Source organism: Streptomyces sp. NRRL B-3229 (genome assembly GCF_000719505.1).
In the GTDB taxonomy this organism is placed as follows: Bacteria; Actinomycetota; Actinomycetes; order Streptomycetales; family Streptomycetaceae; genus Streptomyces; species Streptomyces griseorubiginosus.
On sequence record NZ_JOGP01000007.1, the window covers coordinates 33,641 to 59,981 of the forward strand.

Below are 26,341 nucleotides of genomic sequence, written 5' to 3' on the forward strand. Positions count from 1 at the left end.
CGCAGCGGGCCCTGACAGCACTGTCGGGGCCCGCTCTCATGTCGCCTGCAAAACGCCCCGGTATCCTGCGGATGTCACCCCACCCCCTCCACAGCCGAAGGGCATCCCGTGAGCGCCATTCGCCCGGCAGCCGTCGTCGTTCTCGCAGCGGGTGAGGGCACCCGTATGAAGTCGGCCACACCCAAGGTCCTGCACGAGCTGTGCGGTCGCAGCCTCGTGGGCCATGTGCTCGCCGCGGCCCGTGAGTTGGACCCCGAGCATCTCGTCGTGGTGGTGGGGCACGCGCGGGAGAAGGTCGTCGCTCATCTCGCCGACACCGACGCCGACGTCCGCACCGCGGTGCAGGTGCAGCAGAACGGCACCGGGCACGCCGTACGGATGGCCCTGGAGGAGCTGGGCGGTGCCGTCGACGGAACCGTCGTCGTGGTGTGCGGGGACACTCCCCTGCTGACCGGCGAGACCCTCAACACCCTTGCCGCCACGCACTCCTCGGACGGCAACGCGGTCACCGTGCTGAGCGCCGAGGTGCCGGACGCGACGGGGTACGGCCGGATCGTGCGGGACCCTGTCACCGGTGCCGTGACCGCGATCGTCGAGCACAAGGACGCCTCCGAGGCGCAGCGGGCCGTCCGGGAGATCAACTCCGGGGTGTTCGCCTTCGACGGGCAGCTGCTGGCCGACGCGCTCGGCAAGGTGCGCACCGACAACTCGCAGGGTGAGGAGTACCTGACGGACGTGCTCGGCATCCTCCGCGAGGCCGGGCACCGGGTGGGCGCGGCCGTCGCCGCCGATCACCGCGAGATCGCCGGGATCAACAACCGGGTGCAGCTCTCCGAGGCCCGGCGCATCCTCAACGACCGGCTGCTGACCCACGCCATGCTCTCCGGTGTCACCGTGATCGACCCGGCCACCACCTGGGTCGACGTGACCGTCACCTTCGGCCAGGACGCCGTCGTGCACCCGGGCACCCAGCTGCACGGCTCCACCCACATCGGCGAGGGCGCCGAGGTGGGCCCCAACACCCGCCTCACGGACACGGTCGTCGAGGCCGGGGCCCGGGTCGACAACACGGTGGCCTACGGCTCCCATGTCGGCCCCGGCGCGAGCGTCGGGCCGTACGCCTATCTGCGCCCCGGCACCCGGCTGGGCGCCAAGGGCAAGATCGGCACGTACGTCGAGACGAAGAACGCGAGCATCGGCGAGGGGACGAAGGTGCCGCACCTGTCCTACGTCGGTGACGCCACCATCGGTGAGTACACCAACATCGGTGCCGCGAGCGTCTTCGTGAACTACGACGGGAAGGACAAACACCACACCACCGTGGGGTCGCACTGCCGCACCGGTTCGGACAACATGTTTGTGGCTCCTGTCACGGTCGGGGACGGTTCCTACACCGCGGCGGGGTCGGTGATCACGAAGGACGTGCCGCCCGGTTCGCTGGCCGTGGCCCGTGGCCAGCAGCGGAATATCGAGGGTTGGGTGGCCCGCAAGCGCCCGGGGAGCGCGGCGGCGAAGGCCGCCGAAGCGGCCTCTGGCCAGCACGAGCGCGAGAGCTGACCGGAAACACGTGCGCCGAAGTCGTCGTACCGTGATAAGTGCACACCCCCGCTGTAGACACCTCTGAGGAGACAGCTGTGACCGGGATCAAGACGACCGGCGAGAAGAAGATGATGTTCTTCTCCGGCCGCGCCCACCCCGAGCTTGCCGAGGAGGTCGCCCAGCAGTTGGGTGTCGGGGTCGTCCCGACCAAGGCCTTCGACTTCGCGAACGGCGAGATCTACGTCCGTTACCAGGAGTCGGCCCGCGGTGCGGACTGCTTCGTGATCCAGAGCCACACGGCTCCGATCAACCAGTGGATCATGGAGCAGCTCATCATGATCGACGCGCTGAAGCGTGCGTCGGCCCGCTCCATCACCGTGATCGTGCCGTTCTACGGCTATGCGCGCCAGGACAAGAAGCACCGCGGCCGTGAGCCGATCTCGGCGCGGCTGATCGCGGACCTGATGAAGACGGCCGGTGCCGACCGCATCCTGACCGTCGATCTGCACACCGACCAGATCCAGGGCTTCTTCGACGGGCCGGTGGACCACCTGTTCGCGCTGCCGCTGCTGGCGGACTACGTGGGACAGAAGGTGGACCGGGCGAAGCTGACGGTGGTCTCGCCGGACGCCGGCCGGGTGCGGGTCGCGGACCGCTGGTGCGACCGGCTGGGCGCGCCGCTGGCGATCGTGCACAAGCGGCGGGACAAGGACGTGGCGAACCAGGTGACCGTCCACGAGGTCGTGGGTGAGGTCAAGGGCCGGGTGTGCGTCCTGGTCGACGACATGATCGACACCGGTGGCACCATCTGCGCGGCCGCGGACGCGCTGTTCGCGCACGGCGCGGAGGACGTCATCGTGACGGCCACCCACGGTGTGCTGTCCGGTCCGGCGGCCGACCGGCTGAAGAACTCCCGGGTGAGCGAGTTCGTGTTCACCAACACCCTGCCGACGCCGGGCGAGCTCTCCCGCGACCTGGACAAGATCAAGGTGCTGTCGATCGCGCCGACGATCGCGAGCGCGGTGCGTGAGGTGTTCGAGGACGGTTCGGTGACGAGCCTGTTCGACGAGCAGTGAGCGTGCGGTGAGCTGTAAAAACGCTTCTGCATGATCGATTTTTCTAGGGCCTCCCGCGCCGAGTAGACTGCCCCAGTTGCTCGGCGAGGGAGGCCGTATCCATGGATACGGCGATCCGTTATCGACGCGCTCTTCGTAGCAGGCCGTTCGTGGCCGGGTGACCCTGTCCGTTACTCACCCATACGAGGAGTGATCCGCATGTCCGAGGTCAAGATCTCCGCCGAGACCCGTACCGAGTTCGGCAAGGGCGCCGCCCGCCGCATCCGCCGTGACTCCAAGGTTCCCGGTGTTCTCTACGGCCACGGTGGCGAGACCGTCCACCTGACCCTCCCGGGCCACGAGCTGCTGCTCGCGCTGCGCACGTCGAACGTCCTGATCTCCCTGGACATCGACGGCAAGACCAACGAGCTGGCGATCCCGAAGTCCGTGCAGCGCGACCCGATCAAGGGCTTCCTGGAGCACGTCGACCTGCTGCTGGTCAAGCGCGGCGAGAAGGTCAACGTCGAGGTCTACGTCCAGACCGAGGGCGAGCTGGCCCCGGGCGCCTTCCTGCTGGAGCACGTCCTGAACGCGCTTCCGGTCGTGGCCGAGGCCACGCACATCCCCGAGTCGGTCACCGTCTCCATCGCGGGCCTGGCCGCGGGTGACTCCATCCTCGCCAAGGACATCGCCCTGCCGAAGGGCACCACGCTGGACGTCGACGGCGAGACCGTCGTCCTCCAGGTGCTGGCCGCGCAGGCCGAGGAGTCCGAGGGCGAAGAGGCCGAGGGCGACGAGGCCGCCGAGGCCTGAGCCCCAGCGCTCGCCGTATAAGCTCCAGCCGCTGCTCCCTCAGGGGGCGGCGGCTGTTGCACGTGAGGAGACATGGACGTGACCACCCCTGCCAGCGACCCCTGGCTGATCGTGGGCCTCGGCAACCCGGGACCCGAGTACGCCGCCAACCGGCACAACGTCGGCTTCATGGTGGCCGATCTGCTGGCCCAGCGGATCGGGGGCCGGTTCAAGCGGGCCGGCAAGGCGCAGGCGCAGGTCGTCGAGGGGCGGATCGGCCCGCCCGGACCGGCGAACCGGCGGGTGGTCCTGGCCAAGCCGATGTCCTTCATGAACCTGTCCGGCGGCCCGGTGAACGCGCTCAAGGACTTCTACAAGGTGCCGGTCGCGAACATCGTGGCGATCCATGACGAGCTCGACATCGACTACGGCGTCCTGCGCCTCAAGCTCGGCGGCGGGGACAACGGCCACAACGGGCTGAAGTCGATGACGAAGGCGTTCGGCGCGGAGTACCACCGGGTGCGGTTCGGGATCGGGCGCCCGCCGGGCCGTATGCAGGTCGCCGACTTCGTGCTGAAGGACTTCTCGTCGAGCGAGCGCAAGGAGCTGGACTACTTCGTGGACCGGGCGGCCGACGCGGTGGAGGCGCTGGTGACCGAGGGTCTGGAGCGGGCGCAGACCACGTACAACTCCTAATCCTCTCCGGGCCCTTCCTGGCCCGCATTGACTTCCGGCAATGCCATGGCCAATGATCCCGGCCATGCCTGCCACCGCCGCCTCCTCCCGTCCAGCCGCCCGCCAGACCTCGACCGCCGCCCTGCGGTTCGGGAGACTCGCGGCGATGGGGACGGTCACGGTGGTCATCCTGATCGCCGGGGTGTGGGCCTCCTGGGGCAGCGCGCAGTACGTGATGCTGACCAAGGGGCGCGAGCGCGGCACGGTCGAGGTGGAGCGGTGCGCCGAGGACGTGTGCAGCGGGCCGTACACGCCGTCGTCGCACGGGTCGGTGGCGCGGGACCGGGTCGACATCGAGCACACGGTGGCCGTGCGCAAGGGGCAGCGCTACGCGGTCGTGGTCAAGCCCGGTACGCGGGACGTCGTACGGTCCGGACCGGCCGGAGTGCTCTACTCCTGGGTGCCGATGGGCGGGGCGCTGCTGCTCGCGTCGGTGGTCGTGGCGGGCGGGCTGCGCCGGACGCGGTTCGCGTGGGCGCTGGCGGGGTCGGGGGTCGCCCTGCTCACGGCCGCTTTCGTGACGGTCTGAGAGGGTTCGGCGTTCTCTTTCTCCGTGGAGAACTTGAGTGTTGTCTGTTCGTGATTGACCAGAGGTCAGTCACACCTGCAAGCTGAGCCGCCCCCTCCACATCTTCCCGTTCACTCTCGAAGATGGATAACTGCCCCATGCGTACCCTCCACCGCGCCGGCGTCCTGTCCGCCGTCGCCGCAGCGGCCTTTGCCGTCGCTCCGGTCGCCCACGCCACCCCGCCCGGGGACAACGGCACCGTGAAGATCCACGACGCCACCACCGGCGAAGAGCTCCGCAACAACGAGCCGCACGTGTGCACCTTCTACCTGGACGCCTTCGGCTTCGACGCCGTCCAGGAGGTCGACTGGCACATCGAGGCCTGGGCCCCGACGGCCGACGTCAAGGGCAAGACCGTGAAGTCCGGCGAGATCACGCTGGACTCCGACGGCCACGGCCGTACGGACGACCTGTCGCTGCCCGACGGCCACTACAAGCTGTTCTGGAACTTCGAGGGCGAGAAGGGCGCGGCCAAGCACAAGGTGTTCTGGACCGACTGCGAGGACGAGCAGGGCGGGGGCGGCGGTACGGCCACGCCCACCACCTCCGCGACGCCTTCCACGTCGGCCACGTCCACCCCGTCCGGCTCGCCGAGCAGCGGCCCGAGCGACGAGCCGAGCTCCGAGCCCAGCGAGTCCGGCGAGGCCGGGGGCTCCGCGTCGGCCTCCTCCTCCGCCTCCCCGCAGGGCTCCACCGGTGACCTCGCCGAGACCGGCAGCAGCGCTCCGGTCGGTCTGCTCGCGGGGATCTCCGCGGCGCTGGTGGCCGCGGGCGGTTACCTCGTGGTCCGGCGGCGCCGGGCCTGACGTACACGAGAAGGCGGTGCCCCCGGGATCCCGGGGGCACCGCCTTTTTCCGTGCGTGCGGAGGTCAGCCGGTGTTGCGCAGGCCGGCCGCCACGCCGTTGACCGTCAGGAGCAGGGCGCGGGAGAGCAGCGGGTCGGCGGGCTCGCCCGCGGCCGCCGCGTCGCGCTGGCGCTTGAGCAGGGTCACCTGGAGGTAGGAGATCGGGTCCAGGTAGGCGTCCCGGATGGCGAAGGTCTGCTTGAGGACCGGGGTGGCGTCGAGGAGTTCGGCCTCGCCGGTGATCCGCAGGACCTCGCGGACGGTGAGCTCGTGCTCGGCCTCGATGTCGGCGAAGACGTGCTGGAGCTCGGCCGGGACGAGGGTCTCGACGTAGTGGCGGGCGATGCGCAGGTCGGTCTTCGCGAGCGTCATCTCCACGTTGGAGATGAAGTTGCGGAAGAAGTGCCACTGCTCGTGCATCTCGTCGAGGACGGTGTCCAGGCCCGCCTCGCGCAACGCCTTGAGGCCCGAGCCGACGCCGAACCAGCCCGGGACGATCTGCCGGGACTGGGTCCAGCCGAACACCCAGGGGATGGCGCGCAGGCCGTCGAGGGAGACACCCGAGCCGGGGCGCCGGGAGGGCCGGGAGCCGAGGTGCAGGTCGGCGAGCTGGTCCACCGGCGTCGAGGCGAGGAAGTAGTTCGGCAGGTCCGGGTCCTCGACCAGGCGCCGGTAGGCCGCGTGGGCCGCGTCGCTCACCACGTCCATCGCCGCGTCCCAGCGGGCCAGCGCCTCGTCGGACTGGCGCGGGGCGGTGTGCAGGGCGGAGGCCTGGAGCGTGGCGGCGACCGTCAGCTCCAGGTTCTCCCGGGCCAGCGACGGCACGAGGTACTTGTCGGAGATGACCTCGCCCTGCTCGGTCACCTTGATCTCGCCCTCCAGGGTGCCCCAGGGCTGCGCGAGGATCGCGTCGTGCGAGGGACCGCCTCCGCGGCCGACGGTGCCGCCGCGGCCGTGGAAGAGGCGCAGGCGGACCCCGTACCGGTGGGCGACGTCGCGCAGGCGGCGCTGGGCGCGGTGGATCTCCCACTGCGAGGTGGTGATGCCGCCGAACTTCGAGGAGTCGGAGTAGCCGAGCATGACCTCCTGCACATCGCCCCGGAGCGCGACCAGGCGCCGGTAGGACGGGTCGGAGAGCATGTCCTCCAGGATGGTGTCGGCGGCCTTCAGCTCGTCGGTGGTCTCCAGGAGCGGCACGATGCCGATCTTCGCCCAGCCGGCGTGCAGGTCCAGCAGACCGGCCTCGCGGGCCAGGACCGCGGCGGCGAAGACGTCGTCGGCGCCCTGGCACATCGAGATGATGTACGACTCGATGACCTCGGGCCCGAAGACCTCCAGGGCCCGCTTCACGGTCTGGAAGACCCCGAGGGTCTTCTCTCCGGCCGCGTCCACCGGCGCCGGGGTGGGCGCCAGCGGCCTGCGGGAGCGCAGCTCCTTCGCCAGCAGCCTGGCCCGGTAGTCGCGGGGCATGTCGGCGTACCGCCAGGACTCCTCGCCGAGCCGGTCGAAGAGCTGGCCGAGGGCGTGGTGGTGGGCGTCGGCGTGCTCGCGGACGTCCATGGTGGCGAGCTGGAGGCCGAACGCGGCCAGAGTGCGGATGGTGCGGTCCAGCCTGCCGTCGGCGAAGAGCCCGCCCCGGTGCTCGCGCAGCGAGCTCTGGATCAGGGTGAGGTCCTGGAGCAGCTCGCTGGTGCCGAGGTAGTCGTGGCCGTCCTCGTGCGGGATGCCCTTGGCCAGACGGGTCTTGGTGTTCTCCAGCTTCTGCCGGATGCAGGTGGCCTTGAGGCGGTACGGCTCCTCGGCGTTCAGCCGCTTGTAGCGCGGGCTGATCTCCGGGAGGCGCTCCAGGTCGGCCTTGAGGGACTCCAGGAGTTCCTCGGTGGCGCCCGTGTAGCGGATGGAGTTCGACAGGAAGCCCCGCAGCTCGTCGATGAGCTCCAGGGCGTCGTTGATGCCGTGCTCGTGCTGGAGGATCAGGACGTCCCAGGTGACCTGCGGGGTGACGTTGGGGTTGCCGTCGCGGTCGCCGCCGATCCAGGTGCCGAAGGTCAGGGGGCGGGTGGCGTCGGGGATCCGGACGCCGACGCGCTCCAGCTCGGCGGTGAGGTCCTCGAGTACGTCCCCGACCGCGCCGGCGTGCAGCTCGTCGAGGTAGTAGATGGCGTTGCGGGCCTCGTCGGCGGGCTCGGGGCGGACGACGCGGAGTTCGTCCGTCTGCCAGACGAGGTCGATGTTCTCGGCCAGACGGGTGTCGTGGCGACGCCGGTCCGCCTCGATGACCGGGGTCTCCAGGAGGGCGGCGATCCGGCGGAGCTTGTTCAGCACCGAGCGGCGGGCGGCCTCGGTGGGGTGCGCGGTGAAGACGGGGCGGACGTTGAGGTTGGCGACGGTCTGACGCAGGTGCTCGGGGTCGGCGTCCTTGAGGCGGTCGGCCGTGCGGGCGAGGAGACCGCCCTCGGCGGCCCGGCGGGCCCGCAGCTCACGGCCGCGGTGCACCTGCTCGGTGACGTTGGCCAGGTGGAAGTAGGTGGAGAAGGCACGCACCAGCTTGGCGGCGGTCTCCAGTTCGGTGCCGCGCAGCAGCTCGGCGGCGGCCTCGCCGTCCTCACGGGTGAGGTGGCGCACCCGCTCGACCAGGTCCAGCAGCTCGGGACCCTCCTGGCGGACGAGGGTCTCGCCCAGGAGATCGCCGAGGCGGCGGATGTCGGCACGCAACTCACTACCGGTCGACGTGGCGCTCGTAGTCAGGTCGTCGGCACTGCTCACAGGTGCGGCTCCTTGCAGTGTTGAAGCTCGTCCGGGAGGGGAACCCGGAGTGCGGTCGTGCGGCAGCCGCCGCATACGGGCCGGACATCCGGGAAGAAATCAGAGCGGACCGCGCTGTCCGACCGACTCCAAGGATAGGTGTCGATGCGGACGCGCAGACTTTTGGGCTCTTGCCGTGAGACGGCGACGCACTGCCATACTTACGACGCCGTAGGTTACGGAACCGTAGGGACCGCCGTAACGGACCACGGGAAGGATTTCCGCAGCCCGGCACCTGTCTCAACCCTCGACCCCACAGGGGACGCCCCATGACCGCGAGCTCCGATGTGATCGATGACGCCCCGAAGTCGACCGACGGCCCCACACCGCCCTCCGCGACCCTGGGCGGCGAGCAGAAACGCTCGATCGAGCAGATCACGCTGGTCCTCTTCATCACCGTCCCCTTCCTCGCGCTGCTCGCGGCGGTGCCGCTGGCGTGGGGCTGGGGTGTGAGCTGGCTGGACCTCGGTCTGCTGGTCTTCTTCTACTACCTCGGATGCCACGGCATCACGATCGGCTTCCACCGCTACTTCACGCACGGCTCCTTCAAGGCCAAGCGGCCGCTGCGGATCGCGCTGGCGATCATGGGGTCGATGGCGGTCGAGGGGCCACTGGTGCGCTGGGTGGCCGACCACCGCAAGCACCACAAGTTCTCCGACGCCGAGGGCGATCCCCACTCGCCGTGGCGGTTCGGCGAGACGGTGCCGGCGCTGATCAAGGGCCTGTGGTGGGCCCACATCGCCTGGATGTTCGACGAGGAGCAGACCCCGCAGGACAAGTACGCACCGGACCTGATCAAGGACCCGGCGATCAGGGCGATCTCGCGCCAGTTCATCTACTGGACGATGCTCTCCCTGGCCCTGCCCGCCGTGATCGGCGGTCTGGTGACGATGTCCTGGTGGGGCGCGTTCACCGGTTTCTTCTGGGGCTCGCTGGTCCGCGTCTGCCTCCTCCACCACGTGACCTGGTCCATCAACTCGATCTGCCACGCGGTCGGCAAGCGGCCCTTCAAGTCGCGGGACCGCTCGGGCAACGTGTGGTGGCTGGCCGTGCTGTCCTGCGGTGAGTCCTGGCACAACCTGCACCACGCCGACCCGACCTCGGCCCGGCACGGGGTGATGCGGGGTCAGGTGGACTCCTCCGCGCGGATCATCCGCTGGTTCGAGATGCTGGGCTGGGCGTACGACGTGCGCTGGCCGTCACGCTCGCGTATCGATTCCCGCCGGATCACGGACGGGGACGGCTCCCGGCGCAAGGAGGAGACCGCCGAGGCGGCATGATGGACGCCGTGGCGACCGACTCCAGCAGTACCCCGAGTGACGAAGCGAAGCCGCGGCGTGCCCGGCGCACCCGGATGACGGGTGCCGAGCGCCGCGCGCAGCTTCTGGAGATCGGTCGCACCCTCTTCGCGGCGAAGGGCTTCGAGGCCACCTCGGTGGAGGAGATCGCGGCGAAGGCCGGCGTCTCCAAGCCGGTGGTGTACGAGCACTTCGGCGGCAAGGAGGGGCTGTACGCGGTGGTCGTGGACCGCGAGATGCGGCGCCTGCTGGACATGGTGACGAGCTCACTGACCGCGGGGCATCCCCGTGAGCTGTGCGAGCAGGCGGCCTTCGCCCTCCTCGACTACATCGAGGAGTTCACGGACGGTTTCCGCATCCTGGTCCGCGACTCCCCGATCCCCCAGTCCACGGGCTCCTTCGCCTCGCTCATCTCGGACATCGCCACGCAGGTGGAGGACATCCTGGGCCGCGAGTTCAAGAGCCGCGGCTTCGACCCGAAACTGGCCCCGCTGTACGCCCAGGCCCTGGTCGGCATGGTCGCCCTCACCGGCCAGTGGTGGCTGGACGTGCGCCGCCCGAAGAAGGCGGAGGTCGCCGCGCACCTGGTCAACCTGGCCTGGCACGGCCTGGACGGCCTGGAGGCGAAGCCGCACCTGATAGGGCGCCGCAAGAGCTGACCACGGCGGTACCCCGCGCCCCTCGGGGGACACGGGGTACCGCTCGACGGTCGCGGACCGGTGATCCGGTCAGCGCACCACCGTTCCGAACGCCACCCCGGCCGCGGGTACGCCGTCCGTTCCCGGCGCGTACGTCACGACGGTCTCCGTGCCCGCGTTGGTCACGTTGCCCCACGGCACCGCGTAGGCGGAACCGCGCGCGCCCGGGCCCTTGGGCATCCCCAGGTACAGGTGCGTGGCACCGGCGGAGATGTAGCCGCCGAGCTGCTGTCCCGCCCCCGACGTCCCGGGGACGCCGGCCTTGCCGGGCTCGACGACCACCTCGTTGTCGCCGGGGGCTCCGATCGGGGTGAAGACCGTCACGGAACCGGCGTCGGCCACGGTGCCGATGTCCTCGCCCGGGACGCCCACCGCGATCAGCGTGTTCTTCGTCGAGGCGACGGCGCCGGGTGCCAGTGAGACCGCGGAGACCTGCTCGCCGAGGCGGTCACCGGCCTCGGGGTCGCCGGCCACGTTGGCCGAGCCCTGGTTGAGCTCGGCCAGCTCGCTGACCGCGCCCGCGGCCGTGATCCGCAGGTTCACGACCCGGCCGGTGTCGGCGTCGGTGCTGTTGTCCTCGCCGGGCGAACCGACCGCGAGGATCGAGTCGGTCGCGGCGGTGGAGGAGGACGCGGTGGGCCGGTAAGACGTCATCGCGAGGGAGAAGCCGAACTTGTCGCCGGTCTCCGAGGAACCGCTGATCTCGGGTGCGGTGCTGTCCTGGTCGATGCCCGCCAGCGGGGTCGGGATGCCGTCCGAGTTCAGCGTGTGGCTGAGGATCTCCAGGCCGCCGGAGTCGTCGGCGCTGCCGATGGCCTCGTACGGCGTGCCGATCGCGAGGTGCTGCGGCGAGGCGGCGACCGTCGTGCCGAAGCGGTCTCCGGACTCCACCGTGCCGTGCACTCCGGCCGAGCCCTGGTTGATCGCCCGGTTGGTGGTGCCGCGCAGGTAGAAGCTGCTGCCCGCGTCGGCCAGTCCGTCGAGGTCCTCGCCGGGAACGCCGATGACGAGGTAGGGATCGCCGGCGGTGGTGATGCCGGCGGCGAGGGAGTGACCCATGCGGTCGCCGGCCTCGGAGGCGGAGGCGAGGATCGAGCCGGCGCCCTGACCCTGTTCCAGGGCGAGCTCGGCGGGGCCCTTGGTGAGACCGTCGGCCGAGCCGTACAGCACCTGGACGAGGCCCGCGTCGGCGGCGCTGCCGATGTCCTCGGCCGGGGTGCCCACGACCAGGTCGGTGTAGCCGTCGAGGTTGTGGTCGACCACGGCGAGCGCGGAGCCGAACTGGTCGTTCTCCTCGGCAGCGCCGCTCACGCCCGCGGTGTTCTGGGACAGCGCGAGGGTGCCCTTGCCGCCGCCCAGGACGACATGCACGACACCTGCCTTGGCGACGGTGCCGACGGCGGCCTGCGGGTCCGCGATCGCGGTGTCGCGGACGCCGTCGCCGTTGAAGTCGACGATGCGGGCGGCCTGGACGCGGGTGGTGACCCAGTCGCGGATGTCGTCGAGGCGGGTGGCGACGGCGCCGGTGCGGGTCTCCGTGGAGTTGAAGCAACCGCCCTGCCAGGAACGGCTGTTGACCCCGGCGAGCTGCGGGCTGCCGTTCACCGTGCGGAAGAGGGGGCCGCCGGTGTCGCCGGCGCAGATCGCGTCGCCGTCCTTGCCGGTGACGGCGAGGGTGGTCACACCGACGGTGTCGGCGGTGAACGCGCCCTGGTGCATGCGCAGCGGCGCCCACTCGGTGGCGGTGCGGCCGTAGCCGGTGCTCACGAGGCTCTCGCCGGCGGTCGGCATGGCGGCGGCGATCGCGGCCGGGGCGATGCCGGTGACGGGCCGGTTCAGCCGGGCGAGGACGAGGTCGCGGTCGGAGCGCGGGGCGAGCTCGACGACCGTGCGGGACTGGCCGCTCGTGGTGGTGGTGTCGGTGCGGCCGATGACCGCGGTGGTGGCCTGGGCGGGCTTGCCCGCGCGGATCTGGAAGCTGCCGGAGGGGTCGTCGGCGAAGCAGCTCGCGGCGGTCAGCACCCAGTACGGGTCGACCAGGGCTCCGGAGCAGCGGCGGGCGCCGTCGCCGATGTCGAGCCGGGCGGTGAAGGCGTACGCGCCGTCGGCAGCGGGGTCGCCCGCGACGGCGTGGGCGGCGGGCGCGAGGCCGGTGACGCCGAGCGCTACGGACGCGGCGAGCAGGGCGCCGGTGAGCGCCGTACGGGGTCTGTGGTGGGCCACGGTGAGGTTGTCCCTTGTGAGTCGGGGGCGCGGTGTCGCGAGGTCAGCCGGTGACGCGGAGTTCGAGCAGGATGGTGGGGGCACCGCCCACGCCCTCTCCGACGCCCTTGAACTCGCCCTTGGCGACGTCCACGGTCTGGGTCTGGCCCTCGGCGCTCAGTTCGGCGCGGACCGCACGGGCCTCGGTGGCGAGGGCGTAGACCTCGGGGATCTCCAGGGTGAGCCAGCCGGTGGCCGCGGTGGAGCGGAAGCAGAACTTGCCGTCGGCGGTCTTCCGGGTCCAGACCTCGATCTGGTCGGTGGCGGCCGGGTCGCAGGTGGTGAGGGTGATACGGCCGTCGCCGCGCTTTAGGGTGATGCCCTGCTCGGCGAGGATCTTCGCGGCGCCCGGGTAGGTGAAGTCCTCCACGGCGACCGGGGGGACGTCGTCGGCCGCGGTCCGGGCGGCGTCGGGCGGGGCGGCGACGGCGTAGGCGGCGGCACCGACCAGTACTGCGGTGCCGGCGAGGCCGGCGCACAGCAGCCTGCGGGTTCTGGATATCACAGAGTTTCCCTTCCGTTGAATGCGCGAAATAGGACGCAGCAGGAATGAAGCAGAAAAAGGAAAGGAAAAGTGATGTGCGTCACTCGCCACGCAGAGCGAATGACGAAAGCCCCCTTTTGCCCGCTGTAAGCGCAGAGCACCCGCCTCCCCGTTGCGGAAAGCGAACATAACAAAGCACCGGGCAAAAACAAAGCGCTCACAAAGCAGGGGCAAAGCGTATGCTCTCCCGGTCGAGATCCGACCCCCGGCCAGGGGAACGGCCGGGAAGCGGAAGGTTGCTTCTCAATTGAGAAATAGACTGCTCGGCGGGGGGAGACGGCTGACCACGGCCGTGGGTCTCTCCCTGCTGCCGGCCCTGTTGGCAGGGCTCCTGTCCGCCGCCCCCGCCGCGGCCGTGGACGACCCTGTCGAGCCCGAGCCGACCGGCATGGAACACATACCGGCGACCGACCGGGGCAAGGTCGTCGAACTGTGGAAGACCGGCGGGCCGGGGGTGCGCGCGGCCGCCGAGGCCGCGCTGACCGGCAGTGACACGGCCGTACGCCGGTTCCTGGACCAGGAGCGGGTGGTCGCGCAGCTCGGTGACGACCGGGTCGCCACCGTGCAGATCCTGTCGATGGGCGGACGCGCGGTCCGCGCCGCCGCCGAGACCGCGCTCGCGGGCACGTCCGAGCAGCTGACGGCGTTCCTGAAGGACGGCTGGAAGCAGCCGCTGGAGGAGGACCAGCGGGTCGAGGCCGCGCGCGTCGTGGCCTTCGGCGGCCGTGAGGTGCAGTCCAAGGGCCGGGCGGCGCTGAACGGGAGCATCGAGGACGTCCGGGCCTTCCTGAACGAGGGCCAGTACGCCGCCCGCGACAACGACGACCGCGTGGCCCTGGTGCAGATCATCAGCACCGGTGGCCCGGCCACCCGGGAGGCGGGCCGGGCGGCGCTGAACGGCACGATGGACGACGTACGGGAGTTCCTCGCCGTCGGCCAGCACATCGCCCGCGCCCGGGACCAGGAACAGGCCACCGTCGCCCAGCTCGCGGAGCAGGCGACGGAGGCGGGCCGGCAGGCCGCCGAGGAGACCGAGGCCGCCAAGGACGCCTCGGACAAGGCGATCGCGGCGACCAAGCTCGCCAAGGAGGCCGCCGAGAAGGCCGCCAAGGAGACCGAGGCCGCCAAGGACGACGCCCAGCGGGCCTCCGGCGCCGCGGGCCGGGCGGCGGACGCTGCCCGGGGCGCGGCCCGCGCCGCCGAGCAGGCCATCGCCTCCGCGCGTGCCGCCAACACCTCGGCGCGCATCGCCGCGAACGCCGCCGCACAAGCGGCCTCGGCAGCCGCCGCTGCCGCCCAGGCCGCGTCGAGCGCACGCTCGGCCGCGGCCGACGCGGCGACCGACGCGACCAAGGCGGACGCCGCCAACAAGGCCGCGGCGAAGGCCCGGGACGCGGCCAAGGGGGCGAAGAAGGCCGCCGAGGCGGCGAACCACGCGGGCGTGGCCGCCACCGAGGCCGGCAAGGCGGCCAAGGCCGCCCTCAGCGCCGGGGCCAACGCGGACGCGGCCGCCGCCGCGGCGACGGCCGCGAGCGGATACGCGGGCGTGTCGGACGCTCAGGCCCAGCGGGCCCGGGACGCCGCCGCCGACGCCCGTCGGCACGCGGCCGACGCGACTGCGGCCGCCAACCGGGCCGAGGCGCTCGCCACCCGCTCCGCGCAGGCCGCCTACGAGGCACGCGACGCGGCGAACGCGGCCGCCGTGCACGCCGAGAACGCGGCGACCGCCGCCGAGGAGGCGGCCAAGCACGCGGGCGAGGCCGCCAAGGCCGCCGAGGAGTCCACCAAGCACGCCAACGCCGCCACCGAGGCCGCCAACGCGGCAATCGCGGCCGTGGACAAGGCCCGTGCGACCTTCGACCTGGCCCGTGAGGTGGAGAAGGCCGAACTCGCCGCCCGCAGCGCGCAGTCGAAGGCCCGCGCCGAGTACCTGAAGAGGCTGACCGAGGAGCGCGAGGCGCGCGAGCAGGCCAAGGCCGAGGAGGCCAGGACCAAGGACGCCGAGGCGGCCGCCCTCGCCCAGGAGGCCGCGACCCCCGGCGTGGACGTGGCCGGGGCCGCGGCCAAGGGCCGCAAGGTGGCCCTGCACATCGCGGCCACGCGCGGTCCGTGGAGCGTGACGGCCGCAGAGGTCGCCCTGTCCTCCTCCGACTCGGAGGTCGTGGCGTACCTGAAGAGCGGCCTGAAGCGGGCGCAGGACCAGGACGAGCGGGGCCGGGTCGACCAGCTGGCCACCGACGCGGGCTCCGCGGACGTGCGCACGGCGGCGGAGACGGCACTGGACGGCGACACCGCCGCGATCCGCGCGTTCCTGGAGACCGGCCAGCACCGGGCCGCCGCGAACGACTACCGGGTGGAGATCACCAAGCTCCTCGACGGCGCCGGCCCCGGCGTCAAAAGGGACGGGCAGGCCGCGCTGGACTCCGGCTCCACCGACCGTATGCGGGAGTACCTGACCACGGGCTACTTCACCGCCCGTACGAACGACGAGCGCGTACGGGCCGTGCAGCTGATGGAGAGCGGGGGGCCCGAGCTGTCGGCGGCCGCCGAGGTCGCGCTCGCCGGACCGCCGGACGTGCTGCACGCGTTCATCCAGGTCGGGCAGTTCTCCGCGCTGCGCGCCGACCGGCTGACGGCCACCCATGTGGCCCGGGTGCAGGGGCTGATCGCCGGCGCGGCCCGGGTGGCGTGGACCGCCCAGGAGAACGCGGCCCTCGCCCAGAAGGTCGCCGCCGAGGCCCGCAAGGCCGCCGAGAAGGCCGCCGAGTACGCCCAGCAGGCGAAGGACTCGGCCGCGCAGGCGGACGTGTACGCGGACCAGGCGCGCGCCTCGGCCGCGGCGGCCGAGAAGTCGGCGGCGGACGCGGCGGCCTCGGCCCGTACGGCCCGCGCGGCCGAGGCGGACGCCCACGCGGCGGCCCGCCGCGCCACCGACTCCGCGGCGCAGGCGACGGCTTCGGCCACGGCGGCGCAGGGGTCGGCCGGAGCGGCGTGGCAGGCGGCGAACGAGGCACGGGCCTCCGCGAACGCGGCCGGCAAGTCCGCCGACGAGGCGCAGAAGGCCTCCGACGAGGCGATCGTCATCACCGCGATCAAGATCTGGCAGGAGGCCGAGGCCGACCGCAAGGACGCCGAGTACCGCAAGGACGCGGCCGAACTCCAGGAGCTGGAGGACGCGTTCGCGGACATGGCGGCAGGGGAGGACAGCGACTGGTGGGACTACGTCTCCGGCGCCGGCCACCTGGTCCTGGACGCGGCGGGCGTGGTCCCGGGCTTCGGCGAGGCCTTCGACCTGATCAACTGCGGCTGGTACGGAGCCGAGGGCGACGCCTGGAACTCCGGACTGTCCTGCGCGGCCGCGATCCCGATCATCGGCTGGGGTGCGACCGGCACGAAGTGGGGCAAGGCCGGGTACTCGGCGGTCGAGGCGTTCGCGAAGTCGATGCGGGCGAACGGGCAGGTGCCGCACATCTGGGCGATCCCGCGGGGCGCCGCGAACGCGCCGCACGTCAAGACGGCCGCCCAGAACGCCTCGAAGCACTGGCAGAAGCACAAGGCGGAGTTCCCGGAACTGGGCTCGGCCCGGGAGTACGTCGAGATGGCTCACGGAATGCGGTCGATGAACAAGACGCCGCCGCCGCCCGGCTACCGCATCTTCGACCGCGGCAACGGCGGTTACGTGATCTACGAGAAGAACTCCAACACGCTGGCCGTGTACAACCCGGACGGTCTGCCCATGTCGATGAACCGCCCGGCGCCCAGGAGCGCAAGCAACCCGAACGGGTTCGACACCAGTCGCTGGCCCACCCTGGAGGACTACCTCCGGGCCAACGGCACGGAACGCTGACCCCGACCCGACCGAGAGGAGCCGTACGGAAATGTCGTCCGAACCGGGAAGCCCGCCGGGCCCCGAGTGGGAGACCGTCTGCCGTGTCTGTGGATACGACGACGGAGTGGAGCCCTTCTGGGAGGGGGGCTGGCCCAACGAAGGGGCCATCTGCCCGTGCTGCGGGAACGAGCCCAGCATGAGCGATGTCAGTGTGATGGGCCTGCGCGACTACCGCGGCTACTGGCTCGGCCTGGGCGCCCCCTGGAACTCGCCCGGTTCACGCCCCAAGGACTGGGACATCCTGGAGCAGGTGAAGCACATCCCGGCGGAGTGGCGCTGACCGTCACCGCCCGCAGGACGGCCCGTGCACCTCGTGGTGCACGGGCCGTCGTGTCTGTCGCGGATCAGTGCTTGAAGACGTCCTTGGTCTTCTCCTTGGCCTGGCGAGCGTCGCCCTTGGACTGCGCGGCACGGCCCTCGGCCTCCATGCGCTCGTTGCCGACCGCGCGCCCCACCGTCTCCTTGGCCTTGCCCTTGGCCTGCTCCACCTTGGCCTTGGCCTTCTGGTCTCCTGCCACGGTTCTCACTCCCAGCGGTGGACGACTTCGCTTTCATCACTGCGGGTGACCCCTGGTAGCCCGCTCAAACCCGTCAGTTCTTCTTGCGCGCCACCGCGAAGACCCGGCGGAACGGGAACGGGGTGCCGTGCGGGCCCCTCGGATACGCCTCGCGCAGGGCGGACCGGTACGCGGCCAGGAACTCCTCCCTGGCCCCCGGGTCGTCGGCGAGGGCGGCCAGGAGCGGGCGCAGGCCCGTGCCCTTCACCCAGTCCAGGACCGGGTCCTCGCCCTGGAGCAGGTGCACGTAGGTCGTCTCCCAGGCGTCGGCCTCGCAGCCCAGGTCGGCCAGCACCGCCAGATAGGCCTCGGGCGTGAGCACGGCGTCCTCGTGGCGCAGGGCGTCCGCGAGGCCCGCGGACTCCGCCAGTTCGCGCATCAGGCGGTGGCTCGGGGAGCCGAAGTTGCCGGGGACCTGGAGGGCGAAGGTGCCGCCCGGGGCGAGCCCGGCGATCCACTCCGCGAACCGCTCCACGTGCCCCGGCACCCACTGGAGCGTGGCATTGCTGACGATCAGGTCGTACGGCCGCGCGGGCGTCCAGGTGCGCACGTCCGCGTGGGCGAAGTCGAGGCTCCCGCCGCCGGCCGTGGGTCCCGCGTACTCGACCCGTGCCTTGTCGAGCATCTCGGCCGAGTTGTCGTAGCCGGTGATGCGGGCGGTGGGCCAGCGGGTGGCGAGGAGCGTGGTCACGTTGCCGGGGCCGCAGCCGAGGTCGGCGATCAGGGGTGCCCGGCCGGGCAGGTCCGGGACCCTGGCGAGGAGGTCGGTGAAGGGGCGGGCGCGGTGGCCGGCGTGGCGGAGGTACTGAGCGGGGTCCCAGGTCGTCATGGGGCTCAGTGTTCCCGCCATTTTAGCTTGACGTCAAGAGGCTTGATATCAAGAGACTCCACATCAAGAGACTTCATGTCGACACAACCACTACACTGATCGTCATGGAGGACGAGGTCGATCGGCTGGTCGCTGCGTGGCGCCGGGAGCGCCCTGACCTCGACGTGGAACCGCTCGAGGTGCTCAGCCGGGTGAGCAGACTGGCCCGGCACCTGGACCGGGCGCGCCGGCTGGCCTTCGCCGAGCACAGCCTGGAGCCCTGGGAGTTCGACGTGCTGACCGCGCTCCGGCGCGCGGGGACGCCGTACCAGCTCTCCCCGGGGCAGCTTCTGACACAGACCCTGGTCACCTCGGGCACCATGACCAACCGCATCGACCGGCTGGCCAAGAAGGGCCTGGTGGAACGGCTGCCCGACCCGAGCGACCGGCGCGGAGTGCTGGTCAGGCTCACCGAGGACGGCAAGGACCGCGCGGACCAGGCCCTCGCCGGTCTGCTGGAACAGGAACGCGCGATCCTCGCCGAGCTCTCCCGCGCCCAGCGCGGGGAACTGGCCGGGCTGCTACGCCAGTTGACCGCCCCGTTCGACAACATCCCCGGCTAGGTCGGCCGGCCCCACACCCGCGCGCCGCGCCAACGCGACGGCGGCCAGGGTCGAATGGACTCCCAGCTTGCCGAGGACGTTCTGCATATGGGTGCGGACCGTGTGCGGGGAGAGGAACAGCCGCTCGGCGACCGCCTTGCGGCCCAGCCCGGCCACCATGCAGCGCAGCACCTCGCGCTCCCTCGGGGTGAGGGACTCCACCAGGCGCTCGCTCTCGGTGCGGTGCTTGCGGGCGGCGGTGAGCTCGCGCAGTACGCCCGTGAGCAGCGCGGGCGGCAGATGGGTCTCGTCCCGCAGGACCCCCCGGATGACGGTGAGCAGCCGGGACAGCGAGCAGTCCTTGGCGACCCAGCCCGAGGCGCCGGCCTGAAGCGCGAGCGCGGCCCGGCGCGGGTCGTCCTTCTCGGCGAGCACGACGATCCGGACCGCCGGCTGCGCCGTACGGACCCCGGCGACCAGCGAGATGCCGTCGACCAGACCGTCCTCGTTGCCCTCCTGCACGGAGACCGCGGGCCTGATGCCCTGGACGTTGCCGCCCAGGTCGGCGTCGACGAGCAGGACGTCGAAGCGGCGGCCCTCGGCGGCCGCGCGCTCCAGCGAGCGCAGCGCGGCAGGACCGCTGCCGGCCGCGGAGACCTCCACGTCCGGCTCGGCCGCGAGCGCCGCGGCGAGCGATTCGGCGAAGATGCGATGGTCGTCGACGACCAGGACTCGGATGCGAACCACGTAACCCCCTTCCCCGAGCTCTCGAAGAGCAGGGGATACCCCATCGCCATCGTCTGAGGACGACTCGGGAGACGACACCGCCGCGAGTACGACGCCTGAAGCACGATGGCCGCACGGCCGCCGCCGCGCAAGAACTGCTACCCCCACTTCGGGCGCCGTACCCGGCTGTCTCGCCCCCCTGCATCAGCACCGGCCCCCACCGGTGCTGTTCATCAGGGTACGGCCGGGGGGCAGGAGCGGAAGGTTATTTGCAGAACTGGCTGTCCGGGGCGTTTATGGTGAGCCGCATGTTTCGTCTGGAGACAGAAGTCGACAAGGCCCGGCTCGATCTGCTCCGCACCCGGCTGCGGGACGCCAACACGGCGGCCTCCCCGGTGCTCCGGGCCCTGCGCGGAACCCCAGGTGAGCGGGAACTTCCGCTCCACCTCTGGGTGTTGGACGAGACGGGCGCCCTGGCGGGCGGACTGGTCGGCCACACCTGGGCCGGCTGGCTCCACGTGACCTATCTCTGGGTCGACGAACGGCACCGCGGGGCGGGTCTGGGTTCGCAGTTGCTCGCACAGGCGGAGCGCACGGCGCGTCACGAGCGGGGCTGCGCCTCCGTGCGCCTGGAGACCTGGGACTTCCAGGCGCCGGAGTTCTACCGGAAGCAGGGATACGACGTGGTGTGCGTGATCCCGGACTATCCGCCGGGGGTCACGGAGTTCACGCTGACCAAGCGGCTCAGCCCCTGAAGCGCCAGGAGCCCGGATCGTCCGCGGGTTCCAGGCCGAGCTCGCTCGCGATGCCGGCCGCGCGGCGGTGGGAGACGTCGGGGTAGTGCTCGGGGTGCACCTCGACGAAGCCGTTGGGGTCGGCGGCGGCCGTGCGCAGGGCCTCGCGCAGGATGTGCTCCTGCTCCTCCAGCCTGGTCCGCTCCTCCCGTCGGCGGGAGACGGTCATGCCCCGGCGGGCCGTGGCCGCGACCACGCCGAGCGCGATCAGCGCGAAGGCCCCGACGCTCAGCACGTCCCGGGTCGCGTCCAGGTCTCCGGGGATCCGGGGGCGCAGTTCGCCCCGGGGGTCGGCGAGCACGGTGACGCGCTGGCCGAGGGCGAAGCTGCCGGACCTGGCCTGGAGGGCGGGGCCGGGGAGCCGGGTGCCGTCGCGGCGGGCGAGGGCGTAGTCGTAGGTGTGGTCGGCCCGGCTCTGGTCGGGGTCGAGCCACTCGCGCACGACGGTCGCGCTGATCCGCTCGCCCCGCCGCTCCAGGGTGAGGTCGTCGCGGGCCAGGTCGGCGATGTACACGGCCACCAGGGAGGCGCCCACCACGAGGAGCGCGGCGGACAGGCCGGTCTCGTCGGCGGCGAGTTTCGTCAGCAGCACGGCGAGGAGCACGCCGTGGGCGATCCACAGGGGCACCAGGAGGCCGGAGCCCTGATGGTCCGCCAGCACGAAGAGGCCGACGATCGCGGCAAGCGCGTAGCAGCCGATGCCGATCGCCGACAGGATGCGATGACGCCCTCGACTCACGCTCCGAACCTACTGGGGCGTACGTCAGGGTGAGGCCCGGCTTTCCCCAAGTTCGGATCAAGCCGGGCAAAACAGCGGTCAGCCGGTCTCAGGCCAGACGCCGGGCCCCCGCGGAGGGAACCGCCTCGAAGACCCGCGGAGCGGTGAACTCCGCGGCGGCGAAGGCCTGTTCGACCGCCTTGGTGATGGCCTCCACGTCGGTCGCCTCGGCCAGCACGATCGCCGAGCCGCCGAAGCCGCCGCCGGTCATCCGGGCGCCCAGGGCACCGGAGGCGAGGGCGGTGTCGACGACCAGGTCCAGCTCCGGGCAGGAGATCCGGAAGTCGTCCCGCAGCGAGGCGTGGCCCGCGACCAGCACCGGGCCGATCGCGCGGGTCTCGCCCGACTCCAGCAGGGCGACGACCTTCTCGACCCGCTCGTCCTCGGTGACCACGTGCCGCACCAGGCGTACGGCCTCCTCGTCGTCGCCGAGCCGTCCGAGGACCGCGTCGAGCTCGCCGTAGGGGATGTCCCGCAGCGCGTCGACGCCGAGCAGGGCCGCGCCCCGCTCGCAGCCGGCGCGGCGCTTGCCGTACTCACCCTCGCTGTGCGAGTGCTTGACCTGCGTGTCGACGACGAGCAGGACCATGCCCTCGGCGGCGAGGTCGAAGGGGATCTGCTTCTGGGAGAGGTCCCGGGTGTCGAGGAACAGGGCGTGGCCGCTCTCGCAGCAGGCGGACGCGGTCTGGTCCATGATCCCGGTGGGGGCGCCGACGTAGACGTTCTCGGCGCGCTGGCACAGCCGGGCCAACTGCCAGCGCTGGAGGCCGAGTTCGTACAGATCGTTCAAGGCGAGCGCGACGACGACCTCCAGGGCCGCCGACGAGGACAGGCCCGCGCCCGCCGGGACGGTCGAGGTGAGGTGGATGTCCGCGCCGGTGACCGGGTGGCCGGCCTCGCGCAGCGCCCAGACCACTCCGGCCGGGTAGGCGGTCCAGTTCCGGTCGCTCTCCGGGGCGAGGTCGTCCAGGCGCAGCTCGACGACGCCGCCCTCGACGTCGCCCGAGTGCAGCCTGAGGACGCCGTCGGTGCGCCGGGAGACGGCCGCGGTCGCGGTGTGCGGCAGCGCGAAGGGCATCACGAAGCCGTCGTTGTAGTCGGTGTGCTCACCGATGAGGTTGACGCGGCCCGGCGCCGACCAGACACCTTCGGGGTCGGTCCCGTACAGCTCGACGAAACCGTCCCGCACCTGCTGTGCCACTACTGCTCCTTCGCGATGTGCTGCGCGAACTCCCAGGCGTCCGCGACGATCCCCGCGAGGTCCGCGCGGGTCGGGTTCCAGCCCAGCTTCTCGCGGGCGGTGGCGGCGGAGGCGACCAGGGTGGCCGGGTCGCCGCCCCGGCGGGGGGCCACGATCTCGGGGATCGGGTGGCCGGTCACCTGGCGGACCGTCTCGATGACCTGGCGGACGGAGAAGCCCTCGCCGTTGCCGAGGTTGCAGATGAGGTGCTCGCCCGGCTCGGCCGCCTTCAGCGCGAGGAGGTGGGCGTCGGCCAGGTCGGCGACGTGGATGTAGTCGCGGACGCAGGTGCCGTCCGGGGTCGGGTAGTCCTCGCCGAAGACCGAGATCGCCTCCCGCCTGCCCTGGGCGACCTGGAGGATCAGCGGGATGAGGTGCGACTCGGGGTCGTGCCGCTCGCCCTGGTTGCCGTAGGCGCCGGCGACGTTGAAGTAGCGCAGCGAGACGGCACCGAGGCCGTGGGCGTTCGCCTCGCTGGTGATCATGAAGTCGACGGCGAGCTTGGAGGCGCCGTACGGGTTGGTGGGCTTCGTGGGCGCCGACTCGACGATCGGCACCTCCTCGGGCTCCCCGTACGTGGCGGCCGTGGAGGAGAAGACGAGCTTCCTGACGCCGGCCTCGCGCATCGCGCCGAGCAGGGCCATGGTGCCGCCGACGTTGTTGTCCCAGTACTTCTCGGGCTTCACGACCGACTCGCCGACCTGCGAGGACGCGGCGAAGTGGAGCACGCCGTCGTAGGAGGAGTCGAGCCACTTGGCGGCGTCGCGGATGTCGCCCTCGATGAACGAGGCGCCCGTGGGCACTCCCTCGCGGAAGCCGGTGGAGAGGTTGTCGAGGACGACGACTTCGTGGCCCGCCTCGATGAGGTGCTGGGCCACGACCCCGCCGACATACCCCGCGCCACCTGTCACCAGGTACTTCATGAACTCGCTACCTCTCGCAGTCGCTGTGCCGCGGCCTCCGGCCGGATGTCGTTGATGAAGACGTTCATCCCCGACTCGGAGCCCGCGAGGAACTTCAGCTTGCCGGACGTACGACGGATGGTGAAAAGCTCCAGGTGCAGCGCGAAGTCGTCGCGGTTGACGCCCTCGAAGTCCTCCAGCGCACCGAACGGCGCCTGGTGCCAGGCGGCGATGTACGGCGTCGGAGGCTCACCCTCGCCGAAAATCCGGTCGAAGCGCTTCAAGAGTTCCAGATAGACCTGAGGAAACTCTGTGCGGGCCTCCTCGTCGAGCCCGAGCAGATCGGGCACCCGGCGCTTCGGGTACAGGTGCACCTCGTACGGCCAGTGCGCGGCGTAGGGCACGAACGCGACCCAGTGCTCGCCCTCCAGGACCACCCGCTCACCGGCGAGCTCGCTCTCCAGTACGGCGTCGAAGAGGTTCTCCCCTCCGGTCGCGTCCTTGTGCGCGGCGAGAGAACGCAGCATCAGGGCGGTGCGAGGGGTGGTGAAGGGGTACGCGTAGATCTGGCCATGGGGGTGACCCAGGGTCACACCGATCTCCGCACCTCTGTTCTCGAAACAGAAGACCTGCTCCACGGAGGGCAGATGAGACAGCTCCGACGTCCGGTCGGTCCACGCGTCCAGGACGAGTCGCGCCTGCTCCTCCGTGAGATCCGCGAAGGAGGAGTTGTGGTCGGAGGTGAAGCAGACGACCTCGCAGCGCCCCGAGTCGCCGGCCAGCGAGGGGAAACGGTTCTCGAAGACCACGGCGTCGTACGACGAGTCCGGGATCTCGCTGAGGCGCTCACCCTGCGAGGGGCACAGCGGGCACTCGTCCTTGGGCGGGTGGTAGGTCCGCCCCTGTCGGTGCGAGGCGATGGCCACGGAGTCGCCGAGCAGCGGATCCCGACGAACCTCGGACGTGGTGACAGTCCGCTCCAGCGGGCGCCGGTCCACGGCGTCGCGGACGGTGTCGTCGCGCAGGTCGTAGTAGATGAGCTCGCGACCGTCGGCCAGCCGGGTCGAGGTCTTCTTCACCGCTGAACTCCTTCACCCAAACATAACTAAACACAAATAACCATAACCGCCCACCTGCGTCAACACCGCAATCAAACAAAGCGCATCAGTCGAGGTGTTCAATTGCTGACTATGCAATCCCCCACAAACGGCGCATACGCCGCACATAACGCATACCTCGCGGCCGAGCTGAGGCTCCCCACCAACTGGCTCGACTACACGATCCTCGGCATCTACTTCGTCGTCGTCCTCGGGATCGGCTTCGCCGCCCGCCGCTCGGTGAAGACGAGCCTGGACTTCTTCCTCTCAGGCCGCTCCCTGCCGGCCTGGATCACGGGTCTCGCCTTCATCTCGGCCAACCTGGCGGCGACCGAGATCCTCGGCATGGCCGCCAACAGCGCCCAGTACGGCGCCTACACGGTCCACTGGTACTGGATCGGCGCCATCCCGGCCATGGTCTTCCTCGGCCTGGTGATGATGCCCTTCTACTACGGCAGCAAGGTGCGCTCGGTCCCCGAGATGCTGCTCCTGCGCTTCGACAAGTGGGCCCACCTGCTGAGCTCGGCGCTGTTCGCCTTCGCGGCCATCCTGATCGCGGGCGTGAACCTCTACGCCCTGGCAATCGTCGTGGAGGCCCTGCTCGGCTGGCCCCAGTGGGTGGCCATCGTGGTCGCGGGCGCCTTCGTCCTCGCCTACATCACCCTCGGCGGCCTGTCCTCCGCCATCTACAACGAGGTCCTCCAGTTCTTCGTGATCCTGGCGGCCCTGATCCCTCTGGTCGTCCTGGGCCTGAAGAAGGTGGGCGGCTGGGGCGGCCTCACCGACAAGCTGACGGCGGAGCACGGCGCCAACTTCACCACCGCCTGGGGCGGCACGGGCATCGGCAGCGCGAACCCGCTGGGCGCGAACTGGCTCACGATCGTGCTGGGTCTGGGCTTCGTCCTGTCCTTCGGCTACTGGACGACGAACTTCGCGGAGGTCCAGCGGGCCCTGTCCGCGAAGAACCTCTCGGCGGCCCAGCGCACCCCGCTCATCGCCGCGTACCCGAAGATCTTCATCGTGTTCCTGGTGATGATCCCGGGCCTGGTGGCGGCCGCCCTGATCCCCGGCTTCGGCACGGCCGACTCGGGCTACCAGTACAACGACGCCATCCCCTACCTCATGGAACAGCTCCTGCCGAACGGCGTCCTCGGCATCGCGGTCACCGGCCTCCTGGCCGCCTTCATGGCCGGCATGGCGGCGAACGTCTCGTCCTTCAACACCGTGTTCACCAACGACATCTGGGGCCGCTACGTGCGGCGGGGCCGGGAGGACGAGTACTACGTCCGCTTCGGCCGCCTGATCACGGTCATCGGCGTCTGCGCCTCCGTGGGAACGGCCTTCCTGGCCTCCTCCTTCTCGAACATCATGAGCTACCTCCAGACGCTGTTCTCCTTCTTCAACGTGCCGATGTTCGTCGTCTTCATCGTCGGCATGTTCTGGAAGCGGGCGTCGGCGAAGTCCGGCTTCTGGGGTCTGCTCGCGGGCACGGTCGCGGCGATGGTGAACTACTTCTGGATCTACAAGCAGGGCATCATCGACATCCCGACCGACCAGGGCGCCAACTTCGTCTCCGCGATCGTGGGCTTCGTGGCGGGTGCGGTGGTGATGGTCGCGGTGTCCCTCTTCACGGCCCCGAAGCCCGCGGAGGAACTCCAGGGCCTGGTCTACGGCACGACGTCCCCGGGCATGTCCGAGCCGCCGGCCGCGGGCGACGACGCGTGGTACCGGCGGCCGGCGCTGCTGGGCTGGGGTGCGGTCGTGCTGGCCGCCGCCTGCTACATCCCGTTCTCGTTCTGATCGCGG

General features: G+C 71.1%; 23 protein-coding genes. 13 read left to right on the forward strand and 10 right to left on the reverse strand.

The window, feature by feature from the left end; genetic code table 11:
* Nucleotides 1-108 precede the first annotated feature (108 nt).
* From glmU to IF54_RS0112070, 6 genes are all read left to right on the forward strand, one after another.
* Nucleotides 109-1,557: a bifunctional UDP-N-acetylglucosamine diphosphorylase/glucosamine-1-phosphate N-acetyltransferase GlmU gene (glmU, locus tag IF54_RS0112045; protein WP_030317445.1), complete on the forward strand. Its 1,449-nt coding sequence runs from the start codon at nt 109-111 to the stop codon at nt 1,555-1,557.
* 77 nt (nt 1,558-1,634) lie between these two features.
* Nucleotides 1,635-2,615, forward strand: a complete 981-nt coding sequence (locus IF54_RS0112050; protein WP_030317447.1) for a ribose-phosphate diphosphokinase — start codon at nt 1,635-1,637, stop codon at nt 2,613-2,615.
* A 198-nt stretch (nt 2,616-2,813) separates the two neighbouring features.
* Nucleotides 2,814-3,407 (forward strand): 50S ribosomal protein L25/general stress protein Ctc, encoded by a 594-nt coding sequence (locus IF54_RS0112055; protein WP_030317450.1) that lies wholly within the window; start codon nt 2,814-2,816, stop codon nt 3,405-3,407.
* A 72-nt stretch (nt 3,408-3,479) separates the two neighbouring features.
* Nucleotides 3,480-4,082, forward strand: a complete 603-nt coding sequence (pth, locus tag IF54_RS0112060) for an aminoacyl-tRNA hydrolase (RefSeq protein WP_030317453.1) — start codon at nt 3,480-3,482, stop codon at nt 4,080-4,082.
* A gap of 64 nt (nt 4,083-4,146) precedes the next feature.
* The gene (locus IF54_RS0112065; RefSeq protein WP_037819862.1) at nt 4,147-4,650 is read left to right on the forward strand and encodes a hypothetical protein; all 504 of its coding nucleotides are present in this window, start codon (nt 4,147-4,149) and stop codon (nt 4,648-4,650) included.
* A 137-nt stretch (nt 4,651-4,787) separates the two neighbouring features.
* On the forward strand, nt 4,788-5,495 hold the full coding sequence (locus IF54_RS0112070) for an LPXTG cell wall anchor domain-containing protein (protein WP_030317462.1): 708 nt from the start codon (nt 4,788-4,790) through the stop codon (nt 5,493-5,495).
* A 64-nt stretch (nt 5,496-5,559) separates the two neighbouring features.
* Here IF54_RS0112070 and ppc read toward each other — a convergent pair whose 3' ends face one another.
* On the reverse strand, nt 5,560-8,301 hold the full coding sequence (gene ppc / locus IF54_RS0112075) for a phosphoenolpyruvate carboxylase (RefSeq protein WP_030317463.1): 2,742 nt from the start codon (nt 8,299-8,301) through the stop codon (nt 5,560-5,562).
* Nucleotides 8,302-8,609: 308 nt separating this feature from the next.
* Here ppc and IF54_RS0112080 point away from each other — a divergent pair, with 308 nt between their 5' ends.
* Nucleotides 8,610-9,620, forward strand: coding sequence for an acyl-CoA desaturase (locus IF54_RS0112080; protein ID WP_030317465.1), 1,011 nt, complete (start codon nt 8,610-8,612; stop codon nt 9,618-9,620).
* Nucleotides 9,617-10,297 (forward strand): TetR/AcrR family transcriptional regulator, encoded by a 681-nt coding sequence (locus tag IF54_RS0112085; RefSeq protein ID WP_030317466.1) that lies wholly within the window; start codon nt 9,617-9,619, stop codon nt 10,295-10,297. Before IF54_RS0112080 ends, IF54_RS0112085 begins: the two co-directional genes overlap by 4 nt.
* A 69-nt stretch (nt 10,298-10,366) precedes the next feature.
* Here IF54_RS0112085 and IF54_RS0112090 read toward each other — a convergent pair whose 3' ends face one another.
* Together IF54_RS0112090 and IF54_RS0112095 are read right to left on the reverse strand one after the other, a co-directional pair.
* The gene (locus IF54_RS0112090; protein ID WP_051735419.1) at nt 10,367-12,559 is read right to left on the reverse strand and encodes a trypsin-like serine protease; all 2,193 of its coding nucleotides are present in this window, start codon (nt 12,557-12,559) and stop codon (nt 10,367-10,369) included.
* Nucleotides 12,560-12,602: 43 nt separating this feature from the next.
* Nucleotides 12,603-13,103 (reverse strand): hypothetical protein, encoded by a 501-nt coding sequence (locus IF54_RS0112095; RefSeq protein WP_037819864.1) that lies wholly within the window; start codon nt 13,101-13,103, stop codon nt 12,603-12,605.
* Nucleotides 13,104-13,389: 286 nt separating this feature from the next.
* On the opposite strand from IF54_RS0112095, the gene IF54_RS0112100 reads away from it, so the two are divergent.
* Entirely contained in the window at nt 13,390-16,989 is a 3,600-nt protein-coding gene (locus IF54_RS0112100; RefSeq protein ID WP_234438967.1) for a hypothetical protein, read from the forward strand.
* Between the two features lie 31 nt (nt 16,990-17,020).
* Entirely contained in the window at nt 17,021-17,311 is a 291-nt protein-coding gene (locus tag IF54_RS0112105; protein ID WP_030317474.1) for a hypothetical protein, read from the forward strand.
* Between the two features lie 64 nt (nt 17,312-17,375).
* On the opposite strand, the gene IF54_RS41060 is transcribed toward IF54_RS0112105, so the two are convergent.
* Entirely contained in the window at nt 17,376-17,549 is a 174-nt protein-coding gene (locus IF54_RS41060) for a CsbD family protein (protein ID WP_020137821.1), read from the reverse strand.
* Between the two features lie 73 nt (nt 17,550-17,622).
* Complete coding sequence (locus IF54_RS0112115) at nt 17,623-18,417, reverse strand: trans-aconitate 2-methyltransferase (protein ID WP_078851944.1); 795 nt, start codon at nt 18,415-18,417, stop codon at nt 17,623-17,625.
* A 104-nt stretch (nt 18,418-18,521) separates the two neighbouring features.
* Between IF54_RS0112115 and IF54_RS0112120 the strand changes: the two genes are divergently transcribed.
* Nucleotides 18,522-19,019 carry a MarR family winged helix-turn-helix transcriptional regulator gene (locus IF54_RS0112120; RefSeq protein ID WP_007382615.1) on the forward strand — a complete coding sequence of 166 codons (498 nt, stop codon included), beginning with the start codon at nt 18,522-18,524 and terminating at the stop codon, nt 19,017-19,019.
* On the opposite strand, the gene IF54_RS0112125 is transcribed toward IF54_RS0112120, so the two are convergent.
* Entirely contained in the window at nt 18,978-19,745 is a 768-nt protein-coding gene (locus tag IF54_RS0112125; RefSeq protein WP_020137819.1) for a LuxR C-terminal-related transcriptional regulator, read from the reverse strand. The two genes, IF54_RS0112120 and IF54_RS0112125, sit on opposite strands and share 42 nt — an antisense overlap.
* Before the next feature lie 275 nt (nt 19,746-20,020).
* Between IF54_RS0112125 and IF54_RS0112130 the strand changes: the two genes are divergently transcribed.
* Nucleotides 20,021-20,479, forward strand: a complete 459-nt coding sequence (locus IF54_RS0112130) for a GNAT family N-acetyltransferase (RefSeq protein WP_030317480.1) — start codon at nt 20,021-20,023, stop codon at nt 20,477-20,479.
* Here the strand turns inward: IF54_RS0112130 and IF54_RS0112135 are convergent.
* The 4 genes from IF54_RS0112135 to galT form a co-directional block, all read right to left on the reverse strand.
* Nucleotides 20,469-21,257 (reverse strand): hypothetical protein, encoded by a 789-nt coding sequence (locus IF54_RS0112135; RefSeq protein ID WP_030317483.1) that lies wholly within the window; start codon nt 21,255-21,257, stop codon nt 20,469-20,471. The genes IF54_RS0112130 and IF54_RS0112135 overlap by 11 nt on opposite strands.
* A gap of 88 nt (nt 21,258-21,345) precedes the next feature.
* A complete protein-coding gene (gene galK / locus IF54_RS0112140) occupies nt 21,346-22,497 on the reverse strand; it encodes a galactokinase (RefSeq protein WP_030317485.1) in 1,152 nt (383 codons plus the stop codon).
* Complete coding sequence (galE, locus tag IF54_RS0112145; RefSeq protein WP_030317487.1) at nt 22,497-23,459, reverse strand: UDP-glucose 4-epimerase GalE; 963 nt, start codon at nt 23,457-23,459, stop codon at nt 22,497-22,499. Before galE ends, galK begins: the two co-directional genes overlap by 1 nt.
* Complete coding sequence (gene galT, locus IF54_RS0112150; RefSeq protein WP_030317489.1) at nt 23,456-24,517, reverse strand: galactose-1-phosphate uridylyltransferase; 1,062 nt, start codon at nt 24,515-24,517, stop codon at nt 23,456-23,458. Before galT ends, galE begins: the two co-directional genes overlap by 4 nt.
* Before the next feature lie 111 nt (nt 24,518-24,628).
* On the opposite strand from galT, the gene IF54_RS0112155 reads away from it, so the two are divergent.
* Nucleotides 24,629-26,335, forward strand: coding sequence for a sodium:solute symporter family protein (locus IF54_RS0112155; RefSeq protein WP_030317491.1), 1,707 nt, complete (start codon nt 24,629-24,631; stop codon nt 26,333-26,335).
* The last annotated feature ends 6 nt before the right edge of the window (nt 26,336-26,341 follow it).